Genomic DNA, 25,062 nt, shown 5'->3' on the forward strand with positions numbered 1-25,062 from the left:
ATGGCCAGTCTAACCGCTTGCTAGGTGCTCCACTGCATCCAGGGCTGCTTGCAGGCGTTGATCACCCGTGCCGGCGATGTGCACAAAAGGCAGGGCGGATTGGTGCAAGGTTTGCAACAGGCGCGCGTGCACGGTGGTGCGCATCGCCTCGCCATCGCGCTGGACTCCGTCGGCCACCCATGGAATGCCGGTTTCCAGCAGCAGAGTCAGCGCGTAGCGTTGGTGCAGTGCCCAAGCCTGCGGGTACAGCGAAGTGTCATGAAATACACAGTCGCTGTAGACGGCCGTGAGCAGCGGTGCTGTGTCGCAGACCACCCAGACCTTGCCTTGTTGGCGCGCCAGTTGCAGTGCGGCTTCTTCGAGCGTGCATTGTTCTTGCAGGATGTGGTTCTGCTCATCTTGCCGGGGGGTACGGCCATGGAGCGCGGTGAATCGGCGCAGGTACTCGGGCACCCACAGGGAGCCCAACTGATTTGCCAGATCACGGGCCAGGGTAGTCTTGCCGGTGCACTCGGCACCTAAAAGGCAGATGAGTTGGGGTCTCAAAATTCCACCGTCACCCGGGCCCGCACGGTGCGCGGTGTGGAAGGAAACAGGTAGGTGCTGCCCCAATACTGGGTGGGGGCCTCGCGCCAGTAGCTGCGGTCCGTCAAATTTTCCACGTTCAGGCTCCACTGCGTGAGCTTGCCAATCAGGCGGTTTTGGTAGCGCACACCCGCGTCCAGTTGCCATGCCGATGGCAGGGTCACACTGCCGTCGGCGGTGACGGTCTTGCCACTCTCTGAAGTGAGCAGACCGTTCAGGGACAAGCCGGGAAGTGATGCGATCTTGTAGTCGGCAAACAGCGAGGCCTTGGCCTTGGGCACGTTGGTGACCCACTGCCCCACCAGGTTGGGGTCCACGGCGGCGGTGTACTTGGCGTCCAGCACGGTCAGGCTGGCTTGCAGGGAGAGTTGGGAAGTCACCTGGCCCACTGCGGCCAGCTCAACGCCCCGGTGGCGCGCGGTCTTGCCGCCGGCCACCCGCAGTGGAATGCCGCTGGCGGTGGGCTGGTCATCGCCATAGGGTTTGTCGATGTTGAACAGTGCAGCGGATACCAGCAGGCGGTCATGTGCCTGCCATTTCACACCCACCTCGGTTTGCTCGCTCTTGAGGGCCGGCAGCACCTGGCCGGCATTCACATACTTGGTGGGTCGGTTTGGCACCGCCTCCAATTCCGCACCCTGCCCCCAACTGACATACAGCATGGTGCTGGTCACAGGTGACCACGCCAGGCCAGCCCAAGGGGTGGTCACGGTCTGCTCGAAGGCAATGGCGCGTGAGCCATCGCTGCGTTCGCTCGAACGGTTCAGGTGCGAGCTGCGCAGGCCGACAAAGCTTTGCACGCTGGCTGTCAAGTTGCTGACCAGCGAGGCCGAGGCATCCACGGCGCGCTCGCGGCTGTTGGTGTTGAGGTCCAGGGCCGTGCCATCGCCCGGCAACGCAATGGGGGTATCGATGTTGGTGGTGCCCACCCAGTTGTAGGCCTGCGTGGGGTTGAGTTCGGTCTTGGCATTGCGGCCACTCAAGCCCAGGCTGACGCGGTGCTGCACACCGAGCGCGGAGAACTTGCCTTGCAGCGTGGCATCCCAGGCCCAGGTGCTGCGTTCTTCGTTCTCGCTGCGGTAATCGTAGATGTCCACATCGCCATTGCCGCACAGGCCGGGGTAGACGTAATTGGGGCCGGTGCTGCAGCCGTCGGGGAAGGCTAGGCGGTCGTGGGTGGTGGTGCGTTGCATGCCCAGGCCCAGGCGGGCCTGCCAGTCGGTGCTGATGGTGTGATCGATGGCGAACTGGGCGTTGGTACCGGTGGATTCAAAGGGCTGCGACCAGCTCTGGTTGTTGAGGTTCAGGCGGCTGTACACCGGTGCGGGCAGGGTGTCAGCTACGCCATCACCATTGGCATCGAGCAGGCCCAAGCCAGGGACCGAGGGTTGCTTCTTGTGGTGATATTCCACATCGGCTGACACGCGGGTCGTGGGGGCGACTTGGGTGGCCAGCGCCACGCTGGCAAATTCGCGTTTGCCAGCGGCACGGTCGAACACGGAGTGCAGATCTTCAACCGCCAGATTGACGCGCACTCCGACAGCGCCCCACGCGGTGTTGGCATCCATGTGCACCTTGCTGCCGCCATTGCCATCCGCGCCCAGCGACACGGTGGTGAAGGCATCGCGCTGCGGCGTCTTGGTCACAAAATTCACCAGCCCGCCGGGTGCCGACACGCCGGACTGCAAGCCGGCCACGCCCTTGAGCACTTCTACGCGTTCCTTGTTTTCCATCGCAATGGGAGCGATGTTGGAAATGGGCAGGCCATTGCGCAAAAAGTTGGTGCCCGGGTCCAATAAAAAGCCGCGCACCGACAGGCCTTCGATGTAGCCAGTGGTGTTGTAGCTGTCAGCCAAAGAGGCGTCGAGCTTGATGGCCTGGGACAGGCTGCTGCTGGCCGTGGCGGCCAGCAAGTCGGCGCCCAGCACCGTGATGCTTTGCGGGGTTTTGGCCAAAGACTGGCCGAAACCGCCCACCTCGGCGCGTTCAATGTCCAGCACCGGGGCGGCCTTGCCCGTGACGGTGACTGCATCCAGGTATTGGGTGGTGGTTTGTGCCCCAACGGGCACGGCAAATAGCAGAGCCAACGCCGCGGCGGTGGGAGAAAGTTTCAGTGTGTGACGGGTTGCCATCGAAAGTCCTTTTGTCGACGGCAGGGGAGTGCAGACATGCCACGCGACCCCTCCATGAAGTGGACGCAAGCAGTTCAATCACGCTTCCCTGCGCAAGTATTACCTTGATCAAGTTCCAGGGTGTTATCTCAGCCGGATATCGCAAGACACCCAGCACCCCTAGCGTTTACAGACCGGCAGATTGCCGAACTGATGGCGCGATTGTAAACCCGGTCAGATCACGTTCGGTCGATCTTCCACTCCAGCGCCACCGATGTGGTGGTCTTGACCACGCCGTCAAAGTTGCCCATTTCGTCCAGCAGGGTGTTCATGCGCAGCGCGGTTTCAGCGCGCAACAGCACTACGTAGTCAAATTCGCCACTCACTGCGCAGAGCTGGCGCACCTCGGGCATGCGCTCCAGTTGGCGCACCACGTCGCGTCCGGATTTGGGTTGCACGGTGATTCCAACAAACGCTTGCAGACCTTGGTCCAGCACATCCTGCCCCAGCCGCAGCGTGTAGCCGGCAATCACGCCTTCGCGCTCCAGGCGGGCCAATCGTGCCAGCACGGTGGTGCGTGCCGTGCCGAGTTGGCGTGCCAGGTCGGCCGTGGACGTGCGGGCATTGGCCTGTAGCAAAGCCAGAAGATCACGGTCCAGTTGGTCGCGCAACCCGGCCGTACGTTGGGTTTGGGGTGGTGTGGCCATTTGGTCGATTTGTTAACGATGTATGACAAATTGTCATTCAATACATCTGTTTCGTCAAAGTGACTGTGCATTATGTCCGCCACCGCGCCTAAACTTTCTGCATACCAACCACTATTTCAGGAGACTTTTCATGCGCGTTGTTTTGATGGGTGCGGGCCACATTGGCCAGACGATTGCTACCTTGCTGTCCAACAGCGGGGACTACCAGGTCAAAGTAGTAGACCGCAGTGCCGATGCCCTGGCCAAGCTGGCCCACTTGCCGATAAAAACCGCGCAGGTTGATACGACCGACGCCGCCGCATTGCGCGCAGAGCTGAAGGGTTTTGACGCCGTCATCAACGCCTTGCCTTACCACCTGGCCATCATGGCGGCCACACAGGCACTGGAGGCGGGTTGCCACTACTTTGACCTGACCGAAGACGTGACCGCCACACGCGCCATCATGCAGATGGCCGACGGTGCCAAAACCGCCTTCATGCCGCAGTGTGGTTTGGCGCCGGGCTTCATCGGCATCGTGGCCCACCACCTGAGCAAAAAGTTCACCCAGCTGCGGGAAGTCCAGATGCGCGTGGGTGCCTTGCCGGCCTTTCCCACCAACTCGCTCAAGTACAACCTGACCTGGAGTGTGGATGGCCTGATCAACGAGTATTGCCACCCCTGCGAAGCCATTCGCGACGGCCAGATCATTGAAGTGCTGCCGCTCGAAGGTCTGGAACACTTCTCGCTGGACGGCACTGAATACGAAGCCTTTAACACCTCGGGTGGTCTGGGCACGCTGTGCGAAACCCTCAAGGGCCGCGTGCAAACGCTGGACTACAAGACGGTGCGTTACCCCGGCCACTGCGACATCATGAAGATGCTGTTGCAAGAACTGGGCATGCAGTTTGACCAGGAGAATTTGAAGAACATCCTGCGCAATTCCATTCCACTGACCATGCAGGACGTGGTGCTGGTGTTTGTCACCGTGAGTGGCGAGCGCGACGGCCAGTTGGTGCAGGAAGTATTTGCCCGCAAGATTTTTGCCGACCGCAACGAACAGGCCCCTTTGAGCGCCATCCAGATCACCACAGCGGCCGGCATTTGCGCTGCTGTGGACCTGTTCCGCGAGGGCAAATTGCCCCAGTCCGGCTTCATCCGCCAGGAGCAGGTAGAGTTGCCAGACTTTTTGGCCAACCGCTTTGGCAGCGCCTACCAGCAGTCGCGCCAGGTCGAGTCCATCGGTTAAGCCTTGTTGAGGAATCACCATGCCCACACATTCCACTGACATTCAGACCGTTCTGGCATCGCTTGGCGTGCCCGCCAGCGCCCATGCAGGCGGCGACCTGCGTTCACGCTCCCCCATCGATGGCGCCACGCTGGGCCAGGTCCATGCCACACCGCTGACCGAGGTGGCAGCCGTCATCGCGCGCGCCCATGCGGCGCAGCAGGCATGGCGCAGTGTGCCCGCGCCGCAGCGTGGCGAGTTGGTGCGCCTGTTGGGCGAAGAGCTGCGCAGCCACAAGCAGGCGTTGGGCACGCTGGTCTCGCTGGAAGCGGGCAAGGTGTTGTCCGAAGGCCTGGGCGAAGTGCAGGAGATGATCGACATCTGCGACTTTGCCGTGGGCCTGTCGCGCCAGTTGTATGGTTTGACGATTGCGTCTGAACGCCCCGGCCACCGCATGATGGAAACCTGGCACCCGCTGGGCGTGGTGGGCGTCATCACCGCCTTCAACTTCCCCGTGGCGGTGTGGGCCTGGAACGCCGCGCTGGCGCTGGTGTGCGGCAACGCCGTGGCGTGGAAGCCATCCGAAAAAACCCCCCTGTGCGCACTGGCGGTGCAGGCCGTGTTTGACCGCGCCTGCCAGCGCTTTGGCACAGTGAACACCGGCAACCTGTCGCAGTTGCTGATGGGTGTGGCCGATGTAGGCCAAGCCTTGGCAGACCATCCGCAGGTGGCGCTGGTGTCGGCCACCGGCAGCACCCGCATGGGCCAGGCCGTGGGTCCGCGCGTGGCAGCACGCTTTGGCCGCAGCCTGCTGGAGCTGGGTGGCAACAACGCCATCATCGTCGCGCCATCGGCCGACCTGGACATGGCTGTGCGCGCCGTGGCCTTTGCCGCCGCAGGCACCGCAGGCCAGCGCTGCACCACGGCCCGCCGTTTGATTGTGCACGCCTCCATCCATGCCGATCTGGTGGCGCGCCTGACCCGCGCCTTTGCCAGCTTCACCATAGCCTCGCCGCTGGAAGACGGCACCCTGGTTGGGCCGCTGATTGATAGCGCCGCGTTCGACGCCATGCAAGCGGCCCTGCAGCAATCACGCGAACAAGGTGGTGTAGTGGCTGGCGGAGAGCGGGTGCTGCAAGACCGCTACCCCAATGCCTACTATGTGCGCCCGGCCCTGGTGCAGATGCCCGCGCAAACGGCGGTGGTGTGCCACGAAACCTTTGTGCCCATCCTCTATGTGCTGCAGTATGAAACGCTGGAACAGGCGATTGCGCTCAACAACGGAGTGCCACAAGGGCTGTCCTCATCGATCTTCACTACCGATGTGCGTGAGGCCGAGCAATTTATGTCGGCAGCGGGCTCGGATTGCGGCATTGCCAATGTGAACATCGGCACCTCGGGCGCAGAAATCGGCGGCGCCTTTGGTGGCGAAAAGCAGACCGGCGGTGGCCGCGAGTCCGGCTCGGACGCTTGGAAGGCCTATATGCGCCGGGCGACCAATACCGTCAACTATTCACGTGAACTGCCGCTGGCGCAGGGCGTGCGGTTTGAGTTGGGGTAGCTGGGTGGCTTGCTACTGAATTAGGAGCTGCTTGCTTATGTTTGACGAGGGCTAGCGGCTCGTTTACCTAGCCAATTCTTTGGTAAAAGGGCTCAGGGCGGCAAAACTAAAATCGGGTATGGTGCAGGCGCTTCCCAAATAGGCAAACTATCGGTCAGTTTCTTGAACTTGTGGAGGAGTCCATATATTTAAGGGTTCGACGCAACCGCGAACTCATGCGCGAGTAGTTGTTCTGAAGTGTTAAACAAGTAGGGCATCGAGAAGCGGGTCAAGCCAGTCTCGCAGATAGTGGGCCAATGCCGCCACTGGAACCTGTGGATCAGGCGAAACCGGATCGAATGACGACATGGGGACTGGATATCTTCCCCGCCAGACGACCACCTCCCCGAGATCCCTACAGATATTCCTAAGTGCAGCACGGTCACCGTCGGTTTTCAGGACGTTTGAGAAACCCTTCCCAAAAACATCCGCAGCTTCTGCTAGAGCAAGTATGTTGTGTCCTTGGTTTGGCGGGATTCCACAACTCTTCAGCTCTGCATGTTTAGGTGATCCGTCGCCACTCATTGTTATTCTGATCTCGATCTTCTCTGGTGAGTGCTCGATGAGCCAAGCTTTTAGCGCCGTTTCCAGGGCTAGCCCGTATAACAGTTTTACCGTTTCGATCGCTTCGATGGCTAACTCTAAGTTTGGTATCTCGTTCTTCGCCTTCGCCCGTGATACCGCTTGCGTGACAAGCTCGACGAAGTCATCCCACAGAACATTGGCTGAGTGCCTTAGCGCTCGGGAGTGTTTGCGCCACGCCTTTGGATCAGTGGACTTATCGACGAACTCGGGAGCATGCATGCGACTTCTGACGCCTAATGGAAAAATGACCGGACCGCCACACTTTGCGGCGAAACCGCCTCCTGTAGGTGTGGGTCAGTGTCGATTGGCAAAATAGAGCTCATACAGTCTCACCTTGCATCCGTGCGTCTGCGCCACTTTCGACAGGTCAGAGTCCGCCGGGAGTAAGGTGTAGTTATTGGACTTGGAGTTGCCCCCAATTTCACGGACACTTTATTGTTCCCCAAGAAGGAGTCCGCGATGTCCAGACCGCACAGAGTAGCCAGTTATGCGACGACTTCAACGTATTCGACATGGCTTAGGCCAGGGGGAACCGGCAAGTGATCTTCGCGCAGACCCTCGACATGGAAGACGGTGGCATCCCGAATTTCATCTTCCGCCTCCGAAAGGGTTTTACCTGTTGCGACGCACCCGGGCAGATCCGGCACGTAAGCTGAGAAATTATTTTCTGCTTGTTCAATGACTATTGCGTAGCGCATAAAACCTCACTTTAGACCGGCCTGCTTGAGGACACTATTTAGCGTCCCTGGCGCCAAATTGTCGCTAGGCTTGTCCGGAATTGTTACGCGACCAAGCTTGCTCGCTTACTGTCATGTCACGAGCATAGCAGACCGTCCAAATTTACCAGGTTATCGAAAAATGTTGCCTCATGGCAAGCTTCTGGATGCCACGTCGCGTAACCTGTCTACGCGGGAAAATTATTGAACAAAACAGGCTGTAGCCCTCATCAAGATTACGTATGCAGCTACAAATATAATAGTAATCGTATGGGGTGTGGTTTGATCTGGCGTAGTGCCATGCCGACTTGAGGCGCCTGCTGTCAGTAAGTGCCCATGAAGTCTTTCTTGCCGATCTCTATGCCGTTGTGCCGCAGCAGGTTGTAGGCGGTCGTGACGTGGAAGAAAAACTGCGGCAAGCCGTAGGCCAGCAAGTACGACTGGCCGGACAATTTTTTCTCTTTGGGTGTTCCCGGGCGTAAAACAATGTCCAGTGTTTCGCTGCCCTCGAACTGACCAGCGGTCAAGCCATCCAGCACAGCGATGGTTTTGGATATGCGCAGCTGGAGTTCGGCAATGCTCTGCTCGTTGTCCTCGTAGGCCGCCACCTCGACCTGCGCCAGCCGTGAGCTGACACTCTTGGCAAAGTCGCAAGCAATCTGTACCTGACGGACCAGGGGGAGCATGTCGGGAAACAATCGCGCCTGCAACAAGGCTGCAGGGTCAATTTTGCGGTCTTGCGCGTGCGCATCGGCCTTGCTCAGCACGTCGCTGAGTGCCAGCAGCATCTGTTTGAAAACGGGAACACTGGTGGTGTAGAGTGAAATGGACATGGGATTCCTTATGGATAGAAGGTGTGCGGAAGAAACTCCCCCGGGAGGGGCACTCTAGCGGAAATGCCAGCGCAAGGCTGGTGAAAGGTTGCTCCTGCGCCAGAGTGAGTCACGCTGGGATAATCCTGTCGCATGTCAAATTTTTCAATTGATCGGAAATTGTTAGAGCCTCAGGCGTCTTACAGCAAGTCAAGGCTCGCCATTTCAATCATTGCATCCTGTGCCTTGCATGTGTTGCTGTTCGCAGTTTTTGCGCCGTCGTCTTTGAGGTTTTGGAGCAGCAAGCCGCAGGTGCGGGGCAACGGATTGGTGGTCAAGGCGCGATTCGTCCCGGTCGACAAATCTCTGGTCGCCGTGCCCAGCCAACGCAAATCACCGAACACTGAAAAGGCCACGGTGCGCGAGCAGGCACAGCCTGAGGCCAACAAGCCCGAAGAACCCGAAGCAACCGGCGCGCCGGGGCCTGCAAATGGCTATTGGCCTGCCGAATCGTTGGACACGCAGCCGGCGGTGGTTGAAGACATTCCTTTGGACATGCCCGAATTGCGCGGCAGAACCGAGTCCGGGACCATTGTGTTAAGCCTGTTCATCAATGCAGCCGGTGCGGTGGATGACGTGGTGGTCGAGACCTCAGACTTACCTGATATCTTTGCCGAGCTGGTGCGGCGCGACTTTTTGAAGGCGCGATTCAATCCCGGCCTGCGCGACGCAGAACCAGTGGCAACCACCATGCAGGTTGAGGTCACCATCCGGCCAGACGGGCAGAAATAAATTCTTTGGCTCGCTAGGACTCCACGTGCGACCCGCCTGCTGCACGGATGGACCCATTGATCTCGCGCAGATTGGTTTCAATCTTGGCGCCCAGCAAGTAGATGGCTAACAACATGAATGTGCCAAATGCGACGGCCGCCGCGATGGCACTGGATAGAGCGTTGCTGCGTGCCAATGCGATGCGGGCAGCCTCTGACAAACGCTCCTGTTCCACCCGGTCACTTTCGGCCTGTTCGAAGCGGGCCTTTTCATCTTGAATGGCGTCCCAAGCGTTTTTGTGGAAGTTCAACACCGGATAGAAAACGCTTTTGAGCTTTCCTTCCTTGCGCATGGCAATGATGCTGGAATCAGCCAGCGCCGCGCAGGTGAATTCGGTCGCTGCCTTGACCCAGCGCTCGCCCCGGCGCTTGTCGGCTGCGGCCTCTTCGATTTGGGTGCGCAAAATCTCCACCCGTTGCGCTGCTGCTGCGTTGTCTTCTTCCTCAATCTCGGCCCCCACCTTTTTTGCAAACTCGACCGAGCATCGGTACAACCGGGTGACATCTTCAAGGTAACGCAGGGTAGGGGCCAAGGGCTTTGGGGATGATTGCGACGGCTGTTGCTCACCGGCCTTGTCGTCCTTGAGCAGGTATTTTTTAAGATCGTCCATAGTGACCTGTTGTTCCGGCGCTTTTTGCGCTGGGGCTGGTTCGTTGGGTGTTTTGGCCATCTGATAGGCCACGTTTAGCCCGAGAGCAATGACAGCCAGCAATGCCAGGCCCATGAACACAAGCACGGCTACTTTGACAATTTTAAGAAAGAGCTCTTCGGTTTTTTTGGTCTGTATGGCCATTTTTTCTCCACTAGGGTCGTTGTTATAAATCCATCGTCGATCGCGCTTTGATAGGCACCTTCTTGGCGTCTGCAGCGCGTTTTTCCGTTGCCGCTTTTTCGGCTGCAGCCCGTTCTGCGGCTGCCTTTTCAGCAAGCAGGCGTGCGTTCTCAATCTCTAGCGCTTGTGTCCTGGCTGTTGCGGCGGTGGCATCGTCAGCTTGTCGTTTTGCTGTAATAGCCCGCTCTTCCGCTGCGTTTTCGATAGCTTTCTGTTCCAGCGCCTTCGCCGCTTGTGCCTGTTCACCTTGCTGCTTTTGGCCTGCAGGAGGCGGGGGCTCGCGCGCAGGTTCTGCCGGGTGAGTGGGTCGTACGCTCGTCTTAGGCACCACGGGCGACGGCTTGCTGTTGGCTCGCGCGCGTTGTTCCACCGCTGGATTGCTCAGTTCCAGATGACAGGCTCTGAGTTGGGTCTTGCCGTCTGGTGATTCCATCGGGCCACGCAACACCATACGTGAGCCACTCTGATTGCCATGCAGTCGAATGCGCCATGCCCTGCTGGGATCACCTTTCCAGTGGCCGCTGGCGTCCAGGGTCACTCGACCTGTTCGGTCGATCGACCCGGAGTAAGTTTCGAGGATTTCGTTATTCTGGCGCGTTCCGCGCATGGAGCCCATCGATGTGTTCAAGGTCACGCCGGCTGTGAACGCTTTGGTGGAGCGTGCGGATGGTGTCTGAAGCTCTCCACAGGCAAGGCCTCCCATCCACTCTCCATCCAATGTGTTGATCTGGCTGTATGCAAGTATGGGAGTCAATGCCGTTGCACACAGAATCCAAGCTCTGAGTGCGTACCCCTTGGCGGATGTGACCCGTCCAGACAGAATGATTTTCATGGTTGTGGGCTAGGATGGTTGAGTCAGTGAAAGGCGAAGTTTCGATTGCGTGTTTCAGAGTATCACACCGTTGTCTCGCTTGAAACAAAGCGGGAGCAGAGGTCGACGTTGCTGCCGTGACAAGGTAGTGCCAGAGCCGTTATGCTGTCGCCCTTGTTCAATGAAAGGTGACTATGCAAAGGTTGTACCCAACCAAGGCTTGCGTGGTGCTGGGCGCGTGGCTGCTATCCGCAGCTGCCGTGTGCAGTGCCACAGAGGTGCCCGCTCCACCCGTGGCGCCCATCCACGAAGTGATCGAGACGCTGCATGGCGTCACGCTCACGGACCCTTACCGCTACTTGGAAAATCTTCGTGCGCCGGACGTGCAGGAGTGGTTCAAAGGGCAGGGCGCTTATGCCCGTGCCACGCTGGACAGGATTGCCGGGCGGGATGCCATGGAGAAGCGCATCACCGAGCTGACCTCCGCCAGTGGCGATGCCATCACCCGCATCACCCGTATGCCGGGTGACCGCATTTACTACCTCAAGCGTGCCAAGGGTGAACGCCAGTTCAAGCTGGCCATGCGCGTAGGGACGCGTGGGGCTGAGCACATTTTGATGGACCCGGAAGTAGAGGCAAAGCGCACCGGCGTGCCCCATGCCATAAACTACTACCGCCCGTCCTGGGATGGCAAATACGTGGCCTATGGCGTATCTGCCGGTGGCTCGGAAGATGCTTCACTGCACATTCTGGATGTGGAGTCCGGTCACGACATCGCTGCTGTTTTTGAGCGGGTTCACCAACCCGACGTGAACTGGCTGCCCGACAGCCGCTCACTGGCTTTCAACCAGCTCAAGGTGCCCACGCCGGGCGAACCCGAGTCAGAAGCCTATATGGACAGCCGCGTGATGCTGCATACCGTGGGCGAAGCGGCGGACAAGGCCGTGGCCGTTTTCGGCCCCACGGTGACGCGCAACCTGGGTCTGGGCCGTTTGGATGTGGGTTCGCTGCTGTTTGTGCCGGGTAGCCCCTGGGTGATTGCCCGCACCACCGACACCACCCTGCCCGAAGGTTTTCTGTTTCTGGGTCGCGTAGCCGATCTGGGTAAGCCCACCATGGCCTGGACGAAGATTTCGGGCTATGAAGACAAGATCACCAACCTTGCCTTGCGTGGCAACGATCTGTTCTTTATGACCCATGCCAACGCACCGCGCAAGCATGTCATGCGCTTGGACTTGCGCAAACCCGAGCTTAAGTTTGCAGTGGAGGCGGCGGCCTCGCCGGCCACCGGCGTGATGGAGGACTTCGCACTCACCCGCGATTCATTGGTGACTGCGGTGCGCCACGGAACTGACATAGTGCTGCGCCGCTATGCCAAAGGCAAGCCCCAGGGTATGGATGTGCCCATGCCGTTCCAGGGGGCCGCCTATTTGAGCGATGAACCGGCACATGCCTACGGGGATGTGATGTACACCCTGAGTGGTTGGACCCAAATGCCGCTAACCTATGTACTGCGTGGCGAACTGTCGGTCAATTCCGGGCTGCGGGTCAACCCCGAACTGCCCAATCTGCCTGAATTGGAAGTGCGCAATGTTGAGGTCAGCAGTTATGACGGCGCGCAGGTGCCCATGACCCTGCTTTACCGCAGAGGGCTGAAGCTCGATGGCAGCAACCCGACGCTGCTGAATGCGTATGGTGCCTACGGGTTTTCCCAAACGGCGGGCTTCTCGGCTGCTCGCGTGGCCTGGTTCGAAAAGGGTGGTGTGTTGGCGCTGGCCAATGTGCGCGGCAGCGGCGTCAACGGTGACCCGTGGTACCGCGCGGGCCAGAAGGCAACCAAGCCCAACACCTGGAAAGACGGTGTGGCCTGCGCCCAGTATTTGATCGCGCAGGGGTACGCCACGCCTAAAACCCTAGCGGTGATGGGGACCAGTGCCGGCGGTATTTTTGTTGGGCGCGCGGTGACCACCGCGCCCGAACTGTTTGCCGCCGCCGTGTTCGATGTGGGTGTGATGGATGCCGTGCGCGCCGAAGACAGCGCCAATGGGGCCACCAACATTTCAGAGTTCGGCACCGCGAAAGATTCCCAAGAGTTCAAGGCACTGCTGGAGATGAGCACCTACCATCACATCAAGGATGGCACCGCCTACCCCGCCGTGCTGCTGGTCCAGGGCATGAACGATCCGCGTGTGGATGCCTGGCACGCCGGTAAGGCCGCTGCCCGTTTGCAGGCCGCAACCACCAGTGGCAAGCCCATCTTGCTGCGCCTGGATATGCAGGCTGGGCACGGCATGGGGAGCACTGCCACGCAACGCAACGCGATGACTGCCGATATTTACAGCTTCTTGCTGTGGCAAATGGGCAAATCGGCCTTGAAAGAGTAAAGGCCATGCCCATGCACCGTATCCCACTTTTTTGCCTGGCAGTATTGGCAACGATGGCCATGGCATCTGCTGCCATGGCCAAACCCCAGCCAGCGCGCGTGAGCCAGGCCGACATCATCAAGAACGCCGCGCCCGGCGACTGGCGCCGTCTGGACCCTGACAACACGCTGGTCATGGAACTCCAAGGCAAGCCCGTCATCATCGAACTCGCACCGCGCTTTGCCCCACAGCATGTTGCCAATATCCGTATCCTCACGCGAGAGGGCTTCTACACCGGCATTGGTGTCGTGCGGGTACAAGACAACTATGTCACCCAGTGGGCTGACCCCTATGACGAGGACAAGGACAAAGCCAAGCCCCTGGGCAGTGCACGCGCCAGCCTGCCTGCCGAGTTTTCTATTGCCTACAAGGGATTGCCACTGAGTCACTTCAAGGATGCAGACGGTTGGGCGCCGGTGAGCGGCTTTGTGGATGGGATGCCGGTGGCTGCCGATCCCGCCAAAAACAAGGCCTGGATTGCCCACTGCTATGGAGTGGTGGGCGCTGCACGCGGCAACCCGCTTGACAGCAGCAACGGCACCAGCCTATACGCCATCATTGGCCAGGCCCCACGGGTATTGGACCTTAATATCACAGTAGTTGGCCGTGTGGTCAAAGGCATGGACGTGCTGGCATCACTGCCACGCGGCCCCGGCGCCATGGGTTTTTATGAGAAACCGGAACAGGCCATTCCCATCACCCGCGCGCGCATGCTGGCGGACATACCGGTGGGCGAGCAGCCCGCCATCGAAATCCTGCGCACCGACACCCCTACCTGGACCGCCCTGGTGGAAGCCAGTCGCCACGCCATTGGTGGCTGGTCGGTGCACAGCGCCTTGCACAGCAATATTTGCAACCGCAGCGTGCCCACGCGCGACATTCCCAAGAGCACGCCATGAGTACAGCTACCCTTGCACCTCTGCACGCTACCTTCAAGCGCCTGCACCACTTCAGCCACCTGGCCTCCATTGCCGGGTGGGACCAGGCGGCCATGATGCCCGCCAAAGGCAACGAGTCTCGTGCCGCAGCCATGGCTGAGTTGCAGGTGCTGATGCACCAGACCCTGACCGACCCAGCCTTGCCAGCCCAGTTTGAAGCCGCAGCCAAGGCCAATTTGTCTGACACTGACCAGGCCAGTTTGGCCGAGATGCGCCGTGATTGGGCAATGGCCAATCGCCTGCCGCAAGACCTGGTAGAGGCGCAAAGCCTGGCCGCTGCCCGCTGCGAGCATGCCTGGCGCACGCAGCGCAAGGCCAACGATTGGGTCGGCTTTGCCCGCAACCTGAGCGAGGTCGTGAAGCTGGCTCGCCAAGAAGCACACATGCTGGCCGATGCCACCGGAGTCACGCCCTACGAAGCCCTGATGGACAAGTTTGAACCAGGTATGCGCGAGAGCACCATCACCGCGCTGTTTGGCGAAGTCAAGACTTGGCTGCCAGGACTGATCACCCAGGTGATGGAGCGGCAACAACACGAAACCGTAGTCGCCGCCATTGGCCCCTTTCCGGTGGAGCGCCAACGCGCCCTGGGCGTGGACGTCATGGGTCTGCTGGGCTTTGACTTTGAGGGCGGGCGGCTGGACATTTCTACCCACCCCTTTTGCGGCGGCGTGCCGCAGGATGTGCGCATTACCACCCGCTACAGCGAGGCCACTTTTGCGCCCAGCTTGTCGGGCATCGTCCATGAAACCGGACATGCACGGTATGAGCAGCGCCTGCCGCGCGATACCCTGCACCTTCCGGTTGGGCGTGCGCGTTCCATGGGCGTGCACGAGAGTCAAAGCCTGTCGTTTGAAATGCAATTGGCGCGCAGCCCGGCCTTTTTGCAGCTGATTGCACCGCTGATCAAGAGGCACCTGGGCGATCAGCCCGCGTTTGATGCCGACAACCTGGCCCGGCTCTTCACCCGCGTCCATCGTGGTTTTATCCGCGTCGATGCCGACGAGCTGACCTATCCGGCCCACGTGATACTTCGCTTTGAAATCGAGCGTGCCCTGATCGACGGCGAGATTGAGGTGGACGACATCCCCGCGCTGTGGACCCAGAAGATGCGCGACTACCTGGGCGTGGATGTGGCCGGCAATTACGAGAACGGTTGCATGCAGGACATCCATTGGCCGTCTGGCATGTTTGGCTATTTTCCCAGCTACACGCTGGGTGCCATGTACGCCGCACAGTACTTTGCCACCATCCGCACGCGGCATCCCGATCTGGATGCGCGCATTGCCGGTGGCGACCTGTCACCTGTGATGAACTGGCTGGACGCCAACATCTGGAGCCAGGCCAGCCGCTGGAGCACCGATGCACTGATTACCCGCGCCACGGGTGAACCGCTCAACGCCCTCTACTTCCGCCAGCACCTGGTGGGGCGCTACCTCAATGCCTAAAGGTGTGCGCTACGCTGGCCCGCTTTATTGCAGGCTGGCGCAGTCGGCGCCTCCAGTCAGGTGCACTTTTAGCGGGACGGTCGCGCCGTCCTGGTATTTGCTCCACACGGTTTCAGAAACGTTGCAAGTCCATGTCTTGCCGTTTGCACTCAGCACCAGCACATAGGTCTCGCGCCGTGCACCCTGGCGCTCAGAACCGATCGCGCCCACCCCACTGTTACCACCGAGAAAGTTGGCATTGAGGTTGCCCGCGCTGGGCCACACCGGCATCAACGATTCCTGCGTACCTGCCTTGACCGCGCGCACAGAGCGCCAGCGGTTGACGGAGTAGCGACAGCGGTCGTCGTACACCGGTTCTGAGCGGTAGCGCGGCGTGCACTCGCGCCGCTTGACAAAAGTGCCGTCACCCTTGTCGATGCGCTCGTCATGGCAAGTCTGGCCGTCCGCCACCTGGCGGGTTGAGCGTTGCTCGCGGTTGCGTGAGACGCCATACGCGTCCCCCGGCACACTGTCGCACCAGGCCGAGTCCGACACACGGCCCATCTGCTCGATCTGGATCTCGCGCGCCCAACTGCGCTGCGCCACGGTTGCCGTGGTTTCCTTGGTGCTGCTGAACAAAAAGACCAACCCAACCACCAACAATGCCAATGCGGCCAGTACCCAGCGCGCCCAGCCCAATCCGCGCCGGGGTGGTGGGGCTGGCGCAGCTACAGGCTCTGGCAGCGCGGCTGACGTGTCTGCCACCAAAGCCACAGGTTTGGTGCCGTCCTTGCCGGCCCCGCAATTGGTGCAAAACGCAGCGGCTGCCGAGTTGGGCGAATTGCAATAGACACAACGCCAGTCTGCGCCCACAAACTGGTGGTTCTTGGCCTCAACCTCTTCACCCGGCTTGGGAAAATAGCGCTTGGCCGGGTCTTGCGCCGTGCCACAGGTGGGGCAGTGCCGGTGGCTGTCGCCCAGCAGGCCCAACGTGCCGCACTGGGGGCAGTCCCAAAGCATTTCGTAATAGGTTTCTTGTTCGGCCATGGTGCATTCCGGGTTGCAAGCTCACAGGATTTGCTTGAGCGGGATTATGGCGTGCTGAGTTGCGTTGCGGCCACGCGGCAAAGACTGGGCGCGGCGCAAGGCTGGGAGATGACCAGCCGGGCAGCGAATGCGATGGAGCGGAAGTCAGCTTTGTGTCGATTGCCGAGATACAGCTGACAGATCAAGCTGTGACAAACCAGTCGTTTAAAACATTTGGGCTTTCATGCGCTGCCTGTATAACCCACGCGCCACCCAGAGAAACCATGCTCCACTACAGTGCCCCTATGACGAATACACCAGATCTGAAAACTTCCGCAACCGTCGCGACACTTGACGATCTTGCCAAATTGGCAAGCTACTCGCTCGTGGACACGCTCAATTGCGATCCTGACGCCAAAGCAAATGGAGTCGACCACGCACCGCGACAAGTCTTCACCGGCCACTTTGTTCCCGTCAATCCGACGCCAATCCAAGACTCTGAGTACGTTGCGCATAGCCAGACGTTTTTCCACGAACTTGGCTTCGCCGATAGCATGGCGCACTCGGCCGACTTCATGCGGATGTTCTGCGGTGACCTCTCGCGTGTTCCAGAGCCCATGCGCAAGATCGGTTGGGCGACTGGCTACGCACTTTCAATCTTCGGCACCGAGTACACCCAACAGTGCCCGTTCCAAACCGGCAATGGATACGGCGACGGCCGCGCAGTTTCCGTGCTGGAGGTCGTCATCAACGGCCAACGCTGGGAAATGCAGCTGAAGGGCGGCGGGCGCACGCCCTACTGCCGCGGTGCGGACGGCCGCGCCGTTCTGCGGTCGAGCGTTCGGGAGTTCTTGGCACAGGAATCCATGCACGCGCTGGGCGTGCCAACATCGCGGTCTTTGAGCTTGTACGTTTCGAAGTCCGATAAGGTCCAGCGACCGTGGTATTCGCAGGGGTCGCGCGCTAGGGACCCCGACAGGTTTATATCGGAGGCAGTCGCCATCTCGACACGGGTTGCACCGTCCTTCATTCGGGTCGGCCAACTTGAGCTTTTCGGTCGCCGTGCCCGCAAGCAGGAGCACCCGCAAGCGCTGCAAGAGCTTGAGAAGATTGTCCTGCACTTAATTGATCGCGAATACGGTGACGTCATCGACAAACATCTCGGTACTGCCGAGAAAATTCTCTTGCTCGCGCGCGCGTTTCGCAGCCGCCTGACCGCGCTGGTGGCGAATTGGATTCGCGTGGGCTACTGCCAGGGCAACTTCAACAGCGATAACTGCGCGGCCGGTGGCTTCACACTGGACTACGGTCCGTTCGGGTTTTGCGAGGTGTTTAGCCCGTACTACCAGCCGTGGACGGGTGGCGGACAGCACTTCGCGTTCTTGAACCAACCCGTCGCAGCGGAGCGCAACTTCCATATGTTTTGTACTGCATTGCAGCCATTGCTCACATCACTGACGTCGCAAAAGGACTGCTTGCAACAGTTCGACGAAATTCGCAGTGGATTCTCGGCAGAGATGCAAACGCAATTGGAGCAAATGTGGGCATCCAAGCTGGGGCTCGGCACGTTTAACGCGGCATTGTTCAATGGGCTTCAAACACTCATGGCGCAGACGCCGGTGGACTACACCATTTTCTTCCGTGAGCTCTCAACACTGCCGGACGATATTGGTCCGCTCAAAAAAAGCTTTTACGGGGCCTCTGAAGGAATGGACGCGATCTGGTCAGCTTGGCTCGCCATGTGGCAGTCGCTGGTCGGTAGCAGTAGTGGTAGCGCAAGCACGGGCGACGCGAATGCTTCTGAATCCCGCTCCCGTGAGGATATCTCCACGCAGATGAAACGCGTTAATCCAAAGTACATCTTGCGCGAGTGGTTCCTTGCGCCCGCATACAGCCAAGCCAGCGCGGGGGACTACGCCTTGGTTCGCGAATTGCAGAAAGTGATGACGCAGCCCTACGCCGAACAGTCGCAGGAAGTGGAGGAAAAATACTACCGACTGAAGCCTACTGCGCTCTTTGACATCGGCGGCGTGTCGCATTTGAGTTGCTCGTCATGATGATCCTTTCATTGATCGGCCGGCGCGGCGCTGTTGGCGCTAATGCGAACTTGTCAGGGGGTGCTGGGATTTGGTGACATGGCTCCGCGGGGGGGGAGGGGGGGGGGGGGGGGGGGGGGGGGGGGGGGGGGGGGAAGCACTTACACGGGGTGCGGGGGGGCGGTTCCAGCCAGTCCGCGCTTCTGGTCGATTGTGAAAGTACCATTTCCAACGGACACGGGTGGCGTCGCCACGCGTTCCAACACCCTATCTGCCACCACGGACCGGTCTCGCCTACACAGCAGGCAATCCCAATGGCAAGCGCTTAGTACTGATACACCCCACGCCCCGACTTGCGCCCCAGGTGCCCGGCTGCAACCTTCTCGCGCAGAAGCGGGCAAGGGCGGTACTTGCTGTCGCCAAACTCGGCCAGGTACACCTCCATCACGGCCAGGCAGACGTCCAGGCCCACCATGTCGGCCAGGGCCAGGGGGCCTATGGGTTGGTTGCAGCCCAGCTTCATGCCGGCGTCAATGTCTTCTGGTGTGGCCAAACCTTCGGACAGCACGAAAAACGCTTCGTTAATCATGGGCACCAGGATGCGGTTGACCACAAAGCCGGGTGCGTTCTTCACGGTAATTGGTGACTTACCCAGCGCCTTGGCCATGGCCTGCACGGCATCGTGCGTGGCGTCGCTGGTTTGCAGGCCACGAATGATTTCCACCAGCGCCATCATCGGCACCGGGTTGAAGAAGTGCATGCCGATGAAGCGCTCGGCGCGGCTGGTCACGGCAGCCAGTTTGGTGATGGAAATGGATGAGGTGTTGGACGCGATGATCACGTCGGCCGGTACGATAGCGTCGATTTGCTTGAGGATTTTGACCTTGAGGTCGTAGTTCTCGGTGGCCGCCTCGATCACCAGCTGCGAGGCCTTCAGGTCGTCATAACTGGTGCTGCCTTTGATCCGTGCCAGCGCGGCGTCTTTGTCGGCAGCGGTGATTTTTTCTTTCTTGAGCAGACGGTCCAGGCTGCCGGCCACGGTGGCCATGCCCTTCGCCACGGCGGCTTCAGAAATGTCGACCATCACGACGTTGATGCCCGATGTGGCGCAAATCTGTGCGATGCCGTTGCCCATGGTTCCTGCGCCGATGATGCCTACTGTTGTGATGCTCATGATGAATAGATCCTGATAGATTAAGCTGGCTGACAAGCTCAATATAGTACCTGCAACCAGTGCCAGTCGAAGTCTGCGGAGTTGCTAATGCGGCACCATATCTAGGCAGAATGGTCAAAATTGTTAGCAAATGAGGCTGGCGCTTGAGTTCGTCTGATGTGTGATGCACAATGTTTGGGTAATATTTTTGGGGTGTACAAAATGAGAATGTTTATTGGTCTCGGCCTGATGGCTGCTTTGCTCGCAGGATGTGGTGGTGGTTCAGGTGGCACGGATTGCGCTGGAAGTGTGAACCGGTGTAACGTTCCGCCAGTTGCTATTGCAAGCGCTGCGCCGACTGTTTTGGTCGGATCAACGGTGTCGCTTGATGGCTCGAAAAGTATGGATGCCGACGGCAATCCGCTTACCTATTCTTGGGCATTCGTTTCCATGCCCGAGGTGAGTAAAACCACGATATTCAACCCCACATCCGCCCACCCCACGTTTGCCCCGGATATCGCCGGCATTTATGTCATCAGCCTGACGGTGAATGACACTAAGACCAATGGCGCTCCTGCAATTGTGACGATAACGGCCAGCGATACGAATCTGTCAATTACGCAAGCCCCGTTTTCGGCTGGCAGTACGATTCCATTGAAGTTTGCCGCAACCGTAGTTGGTGGCAGCAATATTTCACCTCAGTTGAGTATTGGTGATATTCCTGTCGGTACGGACAGGTTTGCCATTGTCATGGATGATGAAACCGCTCCGTGCCAACCCGGACTGGGCGCTTGCCGGCACTGGGGTGTTTTCAATTTGCCGGTTTCGAAGACCCTCATTGGTGAGGGGGAAGACTTGTTGTTGCAAAACGGCACTTTGTACGGTTCCAATAAAAATGGCACTGTCGGATACCTTGGCCCTGACGCAACTTCACAGCACACGTACAAGTTGACGGTGTACGCGTTAGCCGTTACCGCACCATTCCTCAGCTATATACCCGAATACAACCGGGCAAAATTCGAGATCGATTTCAAATCCTACATTCTGGGTAAAGCCACTATTACCGGTGTGTATCCCTAACTGTTGGGGACAATTGGGCGCAGCCAGTTGAGAAGACTCTGCGTCGAGTCGCCGGTCCATTTCCGATACTTTCCTGCCCGGTTGGCAAGTTGAAACCGGGCGGGTGAGTTTTTGCTGACGGTGTTTCCCTGAGCCTGTTGGCGCATTGTGTGCGGGCCAAGGTGGGGCATCATCAAATGCCAGTTCGGATTTGTGGAAGTGCGCTACCGTGGCCTGAAGAACAACATCGCAGAGATCTACACCATGTCTACACTGTCCCTCGGCGCTAACAGTGCGACCGCAGGCAAGATGGCATTTTGAAAATAGACCCCTAGCCCTCGTGAATACTACGTAAGTAGCTACTATTTTTATAGCAAATTGAAAATTTCTACTGCTGAATGGACAGTGGCTTGCAAGTCAGCATCGGTATGCGCGGCACTCATAAAACCGGCCTCATATAACGCTGGTGCAAAGTACACGCCGCGGTCCAGCATGCCGTGGAACAGCGTGTTGAAACGCTGGTTGTCGGTGGTCATGACCTTGGCGTAGTTCTGCGGCAGGGTATCGAACAGGAAGAATCCGAACATGCCGCCCTCAGAGTCCACACTAAAGGGAACCCCCGCCTTGTCGGCAGCGCCCTTTAGACCCGCCATCAGCGTTTGGGTCTTAGCCCCCAGGGCTTCGTAAAAGCCGGGTTTTTTGATTTCGCGCAGTGTGGCCAGGCCGCAGGCCGTCGCCACCGGGTTACCCGACAAAGTGCCAGCCTGGTACACCGGGCCCAAGGGGGCGAGTTGTTCCATCACGGCGCGTTTGCCGCCAAAAGCCGCCAGCGGCATACCACCGCCAATAACCTTGCCCAAGACCGTGATGTCGGGCTCAAAGCCGGGAATGGATTTTGCGTACACGCCTTGCGCACAGCGCAGACCCACGCGAAAACCCGTCATCACTTCATCAAAAATGAATAGGGCGCCGTATTGGGTACACAGTTCACGGCAACGCTGCATGAAGGGGATGGAGGCACGTACAAAGTTCATGTTGCCGGCAATCGGCTCAATGATCAGGCAGGCCATATCCTTGCCATGCAGGGTAAAAGCTTTTTCGAGTTGGGCGACGTCGTTGTATTCCAGAACCAAGGTGTGCTGCACCACTTCGGCAGGTACGCCGGCACTGGTGGCATGACCAAAAGTTGCCAGGCCGGAGCCGGCTTTGACCAATAGTGCGTCGGCGTGTCCGTGGTAGCAACCTTCAAATTTGAGGATCTTGTTGCGGCCGGTGGCGCCGCGTGCCAGGCGGATGGCGCTCATGCCAGCTTCGGTGCCGCTGCTGACCAGGCGCACCATGTCCATGCTGGGAACCAGACTGAGAATTTCTTCCGCCAGTTCGACCTCGCGCTCAGTGGGTGCGCCAAACGAGAAGCCGTCCAGCGCGGCCTTTTGCACCGCTTCCATCACGGCGGGGTGGCCGTGGCCCAGGATCATGGGTCCCCAAGAGCCGATGTAATCAATATAGCGCTGGCCGTTGGCGTCCCAGAAGTAGGCACCTTGCGCGCGCGAGACAAAGCGCGGCGTGCCGCCCACGGCCTTGAAGGCGCGCACGGGAGAGTTGACGCCACCGGGAATGACGTGTCGGGCGCGTTCAAAAAGTTGTAGGTTGCGGTCAGTGGCGGGTGTCATTGGGTGAGATTTCAAAGGAGGATTCTTGGGGAGGTTCGTCGTCGGGCTCGGGATGCGCCCAGAACAGACGATCGGGCAGCACATTGCCCATGCCGGGTCGAAAGCCGCTTTCCAGACAGCGGTCCAGGTAGCTCAGGGCTTCATTGGTGGCTTCCGTTAGTTCAGTGCCGGCGGCGATCAAGGCGGCCAGGGCGGCCGACAGGGTATCTCCTGCGCCAGAAAACACGGCCTCAAAGCGCTCGAACTTGTTGCTACAAAGCACCGAAGTGGGGGTGCACAGCGTGTTTTCGATGAATTGGTCCGGCAAAGGGATACCGGTGACCAGTGTGTAGGGCACGCCGAATGCATTGGCGGCGCGGGCAATATCGCGCGCGGTGGGACTGCGTTCGGCACTCCACTCCGGTAGCAGCCAGCGCGACAGGGTGCTGTGGTTTCCAACCAACACGGTAGTCAATGGCAGCAGCAGCTCCGTGTGGGCGTCTTGGTACAGATCAATCTGGTCTTCTTGCCACCACGACAGGTCGGGCATGTAGGCCACCAACGGGATGTCGGAGTAGTCCGAAGCCAGTTCGGCAATGGCGCTGAGGTTTTCTGGGGAGCCCACAAAACCCGTCTTGATAACTTGCACAGGAACGTCTTCGAGGATGGTTCGAGCCTGTTCTGTAACGGCTTCGTCGTCCATGCAAAAGTGGTCGTATACCTCGGCACTATCACGGGCGTAGGCTCCGGTGATGACGGGCAATGCGTGGGCGCCGATCGATGCAATGGATGTGATGTCGGCTGTGATTCCGCCCGCGCCACTGGGGTCATTGGCGTTGAAGACCATCACGCAACCATTGGCCCGTCTTCCTCGACTTCAATCTCGGCGGTGGGGTCTGGTAAGGACGACATGAATGGGCCTGTCTTAGGGTTTGTCAGCAGACAGAATGGCGCAGTTTGGACTGATACAGGGCATTTTGCCGATACTGCTTCGATACAATCCTTGCATTCTATTCGAAGGCCCTTTAAGCTGTGAGTGATACCAAGACGTGGATGTGCCTGATATGCGGTTGGATCTATGACGAAGCGGCGGGAGCCGTCGAACATGGCCTTGCACCAGGCACCCATTGGGCCGATGTGCCGATGAATTGGACGTGCCCGGAATGTGGTGCACGCAAAGAAGATTTTGAAATGGTTCAGATTTGAATGGCAAAACGTCCACCCATGATCAGGAGCACCCCTTTTGAGTAACGCAGCATCCAGTGTGAGAGTTCTGGTCATTGATGACAGCAACACCATTCGCCGCAGCGCCGAGATATTTCTCAAACAGGGTGGTCATGACGTGATGTTGGCAGAGGATGGTTTTGATGCCCTGGCCAAGGTCAACGATTACCAACCGCAACTCATTTTTTGCGACATCCTCATGCCCCGGCTGGATGGCTACCAGACCTGCGCAATCATAAAACGCAATGCGAAATATTCCGGTGTGCCTGTAGTGATGTTATCGTCCAAGGACGGTGTATTTGACAAAGCGCGGGGCCGCATGGTGGGAGCCCAGGACTATCTCACCAAGCCGTTCACCAAAGATCAGTTGCTGCAGGCCGTGCGGCAATTCGGGGCAGTAATGCAAGGAGCTAATTGATGGCAATAAATAAAGTACTCATCGTTGACGATTCAAAAACCGAGATCATGTTTCTCACAGATTTGCTGCAGAAGAACGGCTATTCAGTGCGCTCCGCAGAGAATGCCGATGAGGCCTTCAAACGTTTGGCTGAAGAAAAGCCCGACCTGATCCTGATGGATGTGGTGATGCCCGGCCAAAACGGCTTTCAGTTGACCCGTGCCATCAATCGCACACCCGAATATTCTGAGGTGCCGATCTTCATCTGTACCAGCAAGAACTTGGAAACCGACCGCGTTTGGGGCATGCGCCAGGGTGCCAAGGATTACATCACCAAGCCGGTGGATCCCGCTGAGCTGTTTGCCAAAATCAAGGCCTTGGGTTGATTCGGCAGTCTCATGGCCAATCGCGAAGCACTTAGGGAACTCCAGACTCGACTCGCTAGCCGTCTGCAAGCGGCTCGCACAGAGGGTGTGTCTGTAGCATGGCTGGCCGTGCGGGTTGGCGGGAGAAATCTTCTGTTTCCATTGGGTCAGTCCGGGGAGATCTTTCCCTTGTCCAGCCTACAGGTCGTGCCCTATGCGCGCGACTGGTTCCGTGGTGTGCTCAACATCCGGGGTGGGTTGTACGGGGTGGTGGACCTGGCGGCCTTTATTGCAATTGACACGGGTCATGCACGGGCCGAACCTGCCGGCCAAGAGCCCAGTGTCGTCACGCTCAATACAGCCCTTGATGTGAATTGTGCGTTGCAGGTAGACGGTCTTCTGGGTTTGCGCGGTGTGGATGCCTTTGTGTCGTCCGAGCCATCAGACCCAGATGCGCCAGCCTATTTTGGCAACCAGTTCAAGAACTCGGCCAACGAGCAATGGCAGGAAATCGATTTGCGTATCTTGTCTCAAACCCCTCAATTTTTAAGTATCAGCGCTTAGAACT

General features: G+C 58.9%; 24 protein-coding genes, 1 pseudogene and 1 riboswitch. Of the genes and pseudogenes, 12 read left to right on the forward strand and 13 right to left on the reverse strand.

Going from position 1 to position 25,062, the window contains the following annotated elements; translation table 11 throughout:
* Nucleotides 1-9: 9 nt before the first annotated feature.
* From IPI80_RS19040 to IPI80_RS19050, 3 genes are all read right to left on the reverse strand, one after another.
* Nucleotides 10-546, reverse strand: a complete 537-nt coding sequence (locus IPI80_RS19040) for an AAA family ATPase (RefSeq protein WP_413862677.1) — start codon at nt 544-546, stop codon at nt 10-12.
* Complete coding sequence (locus IPI80_RS19045) at nt 543-2,717, reverse strand: TonB-dependent siderophore receptor (protein WP_413862678.1); 2,175 nt, start codon at nt 2,715-2,717, stop codon at nt 543-545. Before IPI80_RS19045 ends, IPI80_RS19040 begins: the two co-directional genes overlap by 4 nt.
* A gap of 68 nt (nt 2,718-2,785) precedes the next feature.
* Nucleotides 2,786-2,888, reverse strand: a riboswitch (TPP riboswitch).
* Between the two features lie 47 nt (nt 2,889-2,935).
* Nucleotides 2,936-3,403 (reverse strand): Lrp/AsnC family transcriptional regulator, encoded by a 468-nt coding sequence (locus tag IPI80_RS19050; protein ID WP_413862679.1) that lies wholly within the window; start codon nt 3,401-3,403, stop codon nt 2,936-2,938.
* A 130-nt stretch (nt 3,404-3,533) separates the two neighbouring features.
* On the opposite strand from IPI80_RS19050, the gene IPI80_RS19055 reads away from it, so the two are divergent.
* Together IPI80_RS19055 and IPI80_RS19060 are read left to right on the forward strand one after the other, a co-directional pair.
* Entirely contained in the window at nt 3,534-4,628 is a 1,095-nt protein-coding gene (locus IPI80_RS19055) for a saccharopine dehydrogenase family protein (protein WP_413862680.1), read from the forward strand.
* A gap of 19 nt (nt 4,629-4,647) precedes the next feature.
* A complete protein-coding gene (locus IPI80_RS19060) occupies nt 4,648-6,168 on the forward strand; it encodes an aldehyde dehydrogenase family protein (protein WP_413862681.1) in 1,521 nt (506 codons plus the stop codon).
* 240 nt (nt 6,169-6,408) lie between these two features.
* Here IPI80_RS19060 and IPI80_RS19065 read toward each other — a convergent pair whose 3' ends face one another.
* The 4 genes from IPI80_RS19065 to IPI80_RS19080 all read right to left on the reverse strand — a co-directional run bounded on the left by IPI80_RS19065 (nt 6,409) and on the right by IPI80_RS19080 (nt 8,341).
* Nucleotides 6,409-7,011: a hypothetical protein gene (locus tag IPI80_RS19065; protein ID WP_413862682.1), complete on the reverse strand. Its 603-nt coding sequence runs from the start codon at nt 7,009-7,011 to the stop codon at nt 6,409-6,411.
* 266 nt (nt 7,012-7,277) lie between these two features.
* Complete coding sequence (locus IPI80_RS19070; protein WP_413862683.1) at nt 7,278-7,490, reverse strand: type II toxin-antitoxin system HicB family antitoxin; 213 nt, start codon at nt 7,488-7,490, stop codon at nt 7,278-7,280.
* Nucleotides 7,491-7,496: 6 nt separating this feature from the next.
* The gene (locus tag IPI80_RS19075) at nt 7,497-7,571 is read right to left on the reverse strand and encodes a hypothetical protein (protein WP_413863549.1); all 75 of its coding nucleotides are present in this window, start codon (nt 7,569-7,571) and stop codon (nt 7,497-7,499) included.
* Between the two features lie 260 nt (nt 7,572-7,831).
* Nucleotides 7,832-8,341, reverse strand: a complete 510-nt coding sequence (locus tag IPI80_RS19080) for a DUF1993 domain-containing protein (protein ID WP_413862684.1) — start codon at nt 8,339-8,341, stop codon at nt 7,832-7,834.
* Between the two features lie 132 nt (nt 8,342-8,473).
* Here IPI80_RS19080 and IPI80_RS19085 point away from each other — a divergent pair, with 132 nt between their 5' ends.
* Complete coding sequence (locus tag IPI80_RS19085) at nt 8,474-9,112, forward strand: cell envelope integrity protein TolA (RefSeq protein ID WP_413862685.1); 639 nt, start codon at nt 8,474-8,476, stop codon at nt 9,110-9,112.
* A gap of 13 nt (nt 9,113-9,125) precedes the next feature.
* Here IPI80_RS19085 and IPI80_RS19090 read toward each other — a convergent pair whose 3' ends face one another.
* Both IPI80_RS19090 and IPI80_RS19095 read right to left on the reverse strand, forming a co-directional pair.
* Entirely contained in the window at nt 9,126-9,944 is an 819-nt protein-coding gene (locus IPI80_RS19090; protein WP_413862686.1) for a hypothetical protein, read from the reverse strand.
* Nucleotides 9,945-9,966: 22 nt separating this feature from the next.
* Nucleotides 9,967-10,815 (reverse strand): hypothetical protein, encoded by an 849-nt coding sequence (locus tag IPI80_RS19095; RefSeq protein ID WP_413862687.1) that lies wholly within the window; start codon nt 10,813-10,815, stop codon nt 9,967-9,969.
* 173 nt (nt 10,816-10,988) lie between these two features.
* On the opposite strand from IPI80_RS19095, the gene IPI80_RS19100 reads away from it, so the two are divergent.
* From IPI80_RS19100 to IPI80_RS19110, 3 genes are read left to right on the forward strand one after another with little or no spacing between them, the layout of a single operon-like run.
* Complete coding sequence (locus IPI80_RS19100) at nt 10,989-13,178, forward strand: prolyl oligopeptidase family serine peptidase (RefSeq protein WP_413862688.1); 2,190 nt, start codon at nt 10,989-10,991, stop codon at nt 13,176-13,178.
* Between the two features lie 5 nt (nt 13,179-13,183).
* Nucleotides 13,184-14,116, forward strand: a complete 933-nt coding sequence (locus IPI80_RS19105) for a peptidylprolyl isomerase (RefSeq protein ID WP_413862689.1) — start codon at nt 13,184-13,186, stop codon at nt 14,114-14,116.
* Nucleotides 14,113-15,603, forward strand: coding sequence for a carboxypeptidase M32 (locus IPI80_RS19110; RefSeq protein ID WP_413862690.1), 1,491 nt, complete (start codon nt 14,113-14,115; stop codon nt 15,601-15,603). Before IPI80_RS19105 ends, IPI80_RS19110 begins: the two co-directional genes overlap by 4 nt.
* Before the next feature lie 24 nt (nt 15,604-15,627).
* Here the strand turns inward: IPI80_RS19110 and IPI80_RS19115 are convergent, their stop codons facing one another.
* Complete coding sequence (locus IPI80_RS19115; protein ID WP_413862691.1) at nt 15,628-16,629, reverse strand: zinc ribbon domain-containing protein; 1,002 nt, start codon at nt 16,627-16,629, stop codon at nt 15,628-15,630.
* Between the two features lie 284 nt (nt 16,630-16,913).
* On the opposite strand from IPI80_RS19115, the gene IPI80_RS19120 reads away from it, so the two are divergent.
* A complete protein-coding gene (locus IPI80_RS19120; RefSeq protein ID WP_413862692.1) occupies nt 16,914-18,665 on the forward strand; it encodes a protein adenylyltransferase SelO in 1,752 nt (583 codons plus the stop codon).
* Nucleotides 18,666-18,969: 304 nt separating this feature from the next.
* On the opposite strand, the gene IPI80_RS19125 is transcribed toward IPI80_RS19120, so the two are convergent.
* Nucleotides 18,970-19,818 carry a 3-hydroxybutyryl-CoA dehydrogenase gene (locus IPI80_RS19125; RefSeq protein WP_413862693.1) on the reverse strand — a complete coding sequence of 283 codons (849 nt, stop codon included), beginning with the start codon at nt 19,816-19,818 and terminating at the stop codon, nt 18,970-18,972.
* Nucleotides 19,819-19,974: 156 nt separating this feature from the next.
* On the opposite strand from IPI80_RS19125, the gene IPI80_RS19130 reads away from it, so the two are divergent.
* Entirely contained in the window at nt 19,975-20,877 is a 903-nt protein-coding gene (locus IPI80_RS19130) for a YbhB/YbcL family Raf kinase inhibitor-like protein (protein WP_413862694.1), read from the forward strand.
* A gap of 347 nt (nt 20,878-21,224) precedes the next feature.
* Here IPI80_RS19130 and hemL read toward each other — a convergent pair whose 3' ends face one another.
* Nucleotides 21,225-22,529, reverse strand: coding sequence for a glutamate-1-semialdehyde 2,1-aminomutase (gene hemL / locus IPI80_RS19135; protein WP_413862695.1), 1,305 nt, complete (start codon nt 22,527-22,529; stop codon nt 21,225-21,227).
* Nucleotides 22,513-23,420, reverse strand: a pseudogene (gene thiD, locus IPI80_RS19140) (bifunctional hydroxymethylpyrimidine kinase/phosphomethylpyrimidine kinase). The gene hemL and the pseudogene thiD overlap by 17 nt, the downstream one beginning before the upstream one ends.
* Nucleotides 23,421-23,540: 120 nt before the next feature.
* On the opposite strand from thiD, the gene IPI80_RS19145 reads away from it, so the two are divergent.
* From IPI80_RS19145 to IPI80_RS19160, 4 genes are read left to right on the forward strand one after another with little or no spacing between them, the layout of a single operon-like run.
* Entirely contained in the window at nt 23,541-23,714 is a 174-nt protein-coding gene (locus IPI80_RS19145) for a rubredoxin (RefSeq protein WP_413862696.1), read from the forward strand.
* A 37-nt stretch (nt 23,715-23,751) separates the two neighbouring features.
* The gene (locus IPI80_RS19150; protein ID WP_413862697.1) at nt 23,752-24,150 is read left to right on the forward strand and encodes a response regulator; all 399 of its coding nucleotides are present in this window, start codon (nt 23,752-23,754) and stop codon (nt 24,148-24,150) included.
* Nucleotides 24,150-24,515: a response regulator gene (locus tag IPI80_RS19155; RefSeq protein WP_413862698.1), complete on the forward strand. Its 366-nt coding sequence runs from the start codon at nt 24,150-24,152 to the stop codon at nt 24,513-24,515. The genes IPI80_RS19150 and IPI80_RS19155 overlap by 1 nt, the downstream gene beginning before the upstream one ends.
* 12 nt (nt 24,516-24,527) lie before the next feature.
* Nucleotides 24,528-25,058, forward strand: coding sequence for a chemotaxis protein CheW (locus IPI80_RS19160; RefSeq protein ID WP_413862699.1), 531 nt, complete (start codon nt 24,528-24,530; stop codon nt 25,056-25,058).
* Nucleotides 25,059-25,062 lie beyond the last annotated feature (4 nt).

This window comes from Candidatus Aalborgicola defluviihabitans, from assembly GCF_016705985.1.
In the GTDB taxonomy this organism is placed as follows: Bacteria; Pseudomonadota; Gammaproteobacteria; order Burkholderiales; family Burkholderiaceae_C; genus Allorhodoferax; species Allorhodoferax defluviihabitans.

What these genes read in the sequence shown, in the direction of transcription:
- IPI80_RS19100 (WP_413862688.1), top strand. Translation starts at nt 10,989, where the DNA reads ATGCAAAGGTTGTACCCAACCAAGGCTTGCGTGGTGCTGGGCGCGTGG.
- IPI80_RS19070 (WP_413862683.1), bottom strand. Translation starts at nt 7,490, where the DNA reads ATGCGCTACGCAATAGTCATTGAACAAGCAGAAAATAATTTCTCAGCT.
- IPI80_RS19130 (WP_413862694.1), top strand. Translation starts at nt 19,975, where the DNA reads ATGTGTGATGCACAATGTTTGGGTAATATTTTTGGGGTGTACAAAATG.
- IPI80_RS19065 (WP_413862682.1), bottom strand. Translation starts at nt 7,011, where the DNA reads ATGCATGCTCCCGAGTTCGTCGATAAGTCCACTGATCCAAAGGCGTGG.
- IPI80_RS19085 (WP_413862685.1), top strand. Translation starts at nt 8,474, where the DNA reads ATGTCAAATTTTTCAATTGATCGGAAATTGTTAGAGCCTCAGGCGTCT.
- IPI80_RS19060 (WP_413862681.1), top strand. Translation starts at nt 4,648, where the DNA reads ATGCCCACACATTCCACTGACATTCAGACCGTTCTGGCATCGCTTGGC.
- IPI80_RS19120 (WP_413862692.1), top strand. Translation starts at nt 16,914, where the DNA reads ATGACGAATACACCAGATCTGAAAACTTCCGCAACCGTCGCGACACTT.
- IPI80_RS19095 (WP_413862687.1), bottom strand. Translation starts at nt 10,815, where the DNA reads ATGAAAATCATTCTGTCTGGACGGGTCACATCCGCCAAGGGGTACGCA.
- IPI80_RS19090 (WP_413862686.1), bottom strand. Translation starts at nt 9,944, where the DNA reads ATGGCCATACAGACCAAAAAAACCGAAGAGCTCTTTCTTAAAATTGTC.
- IPI80_RS19105 (WP_413862689.1), top strand. Translation starts at nt 13,184, where the DNA reads ATGCCCATGCACCGTATCCCACTTTTTTGCCTGGCAGTATTGGCAACG.
- IPI80_RS19115 (WP_413862691.1), bottom strand. Translation starts at nt 16,629, where the DNA reads ATGGCCGAACAAGAAACCTATTACGAAATGCTTTGGGACTGCCCCCAG.
- IPI80_RS19155 (WP_413862698.1), top strand. Translation starts at nt 24,150, where the DNA reads ATGGCAATAAATAAAGTACTCATCGTTGACGATTCAAAAACCGAGATC.
- IPI80_RS19160 (WP_413862699.1), top strand. Translation starts at nt 24,528, where the DNA reads ATGGCCAATCGCGAAGCACTTAGGGAACTCCAGACTCGACTCGCTAGC.
- IPI80_RS19055 (WP_413862680.1), top strand. Translation starts at nt 3,534, where the DNA reads ATGCGCGTTGTTTTGATGGGTGCGGGCCACATTGGCCAGACGATTGCT.
- IPI80_RS19045 (WP_413862678.1), bottom strand. Translation starts at nt 2,717, where the DNA reads ATGGCAACCCGTCACACACTGAAACTTTCTCCCACCGCCGCGGCGTTG.
- hemL (WP_413862695.1), bottom strand. Translation starts at nt 22,529, where the DNA reads ATGACACCCGCCACTGACCGCAACCTACAACTTTTTGAACGCGCCCGA.
- IPI80_RS19110 (WP_413862690.1), top strand. Translation starts at nt 14,113, where the DNA reads ATGAGTACAGCTACCCTTGCACCTCTGCACGCTACCTTCAAGCGCCTG.
- IPI80_RS19080 (WP_413862684.1), bottom strand. Translation starts at nt 8,341, where the DNA reads ATGTCCATTTCACTCTACACCACCAGTGTTCCCGTTTTCAAACAGATG.
- IPI80_RS19050 (WP_413862679.1), bottom strand. Translation starts at nt 3,403, where the DNA reads ATGGCCACACCACCCCAAACCCAACGTACGGCCGGGTTGCGCGACCAA.
- IPI80_RS19125 (WP_413862693.1), bottom strand. Translation starts at nt 19,818, where the DNA reads ATGAGCATCACAACAGTAGGCATCATCGGCGCAGGAACCATGGGCAAC.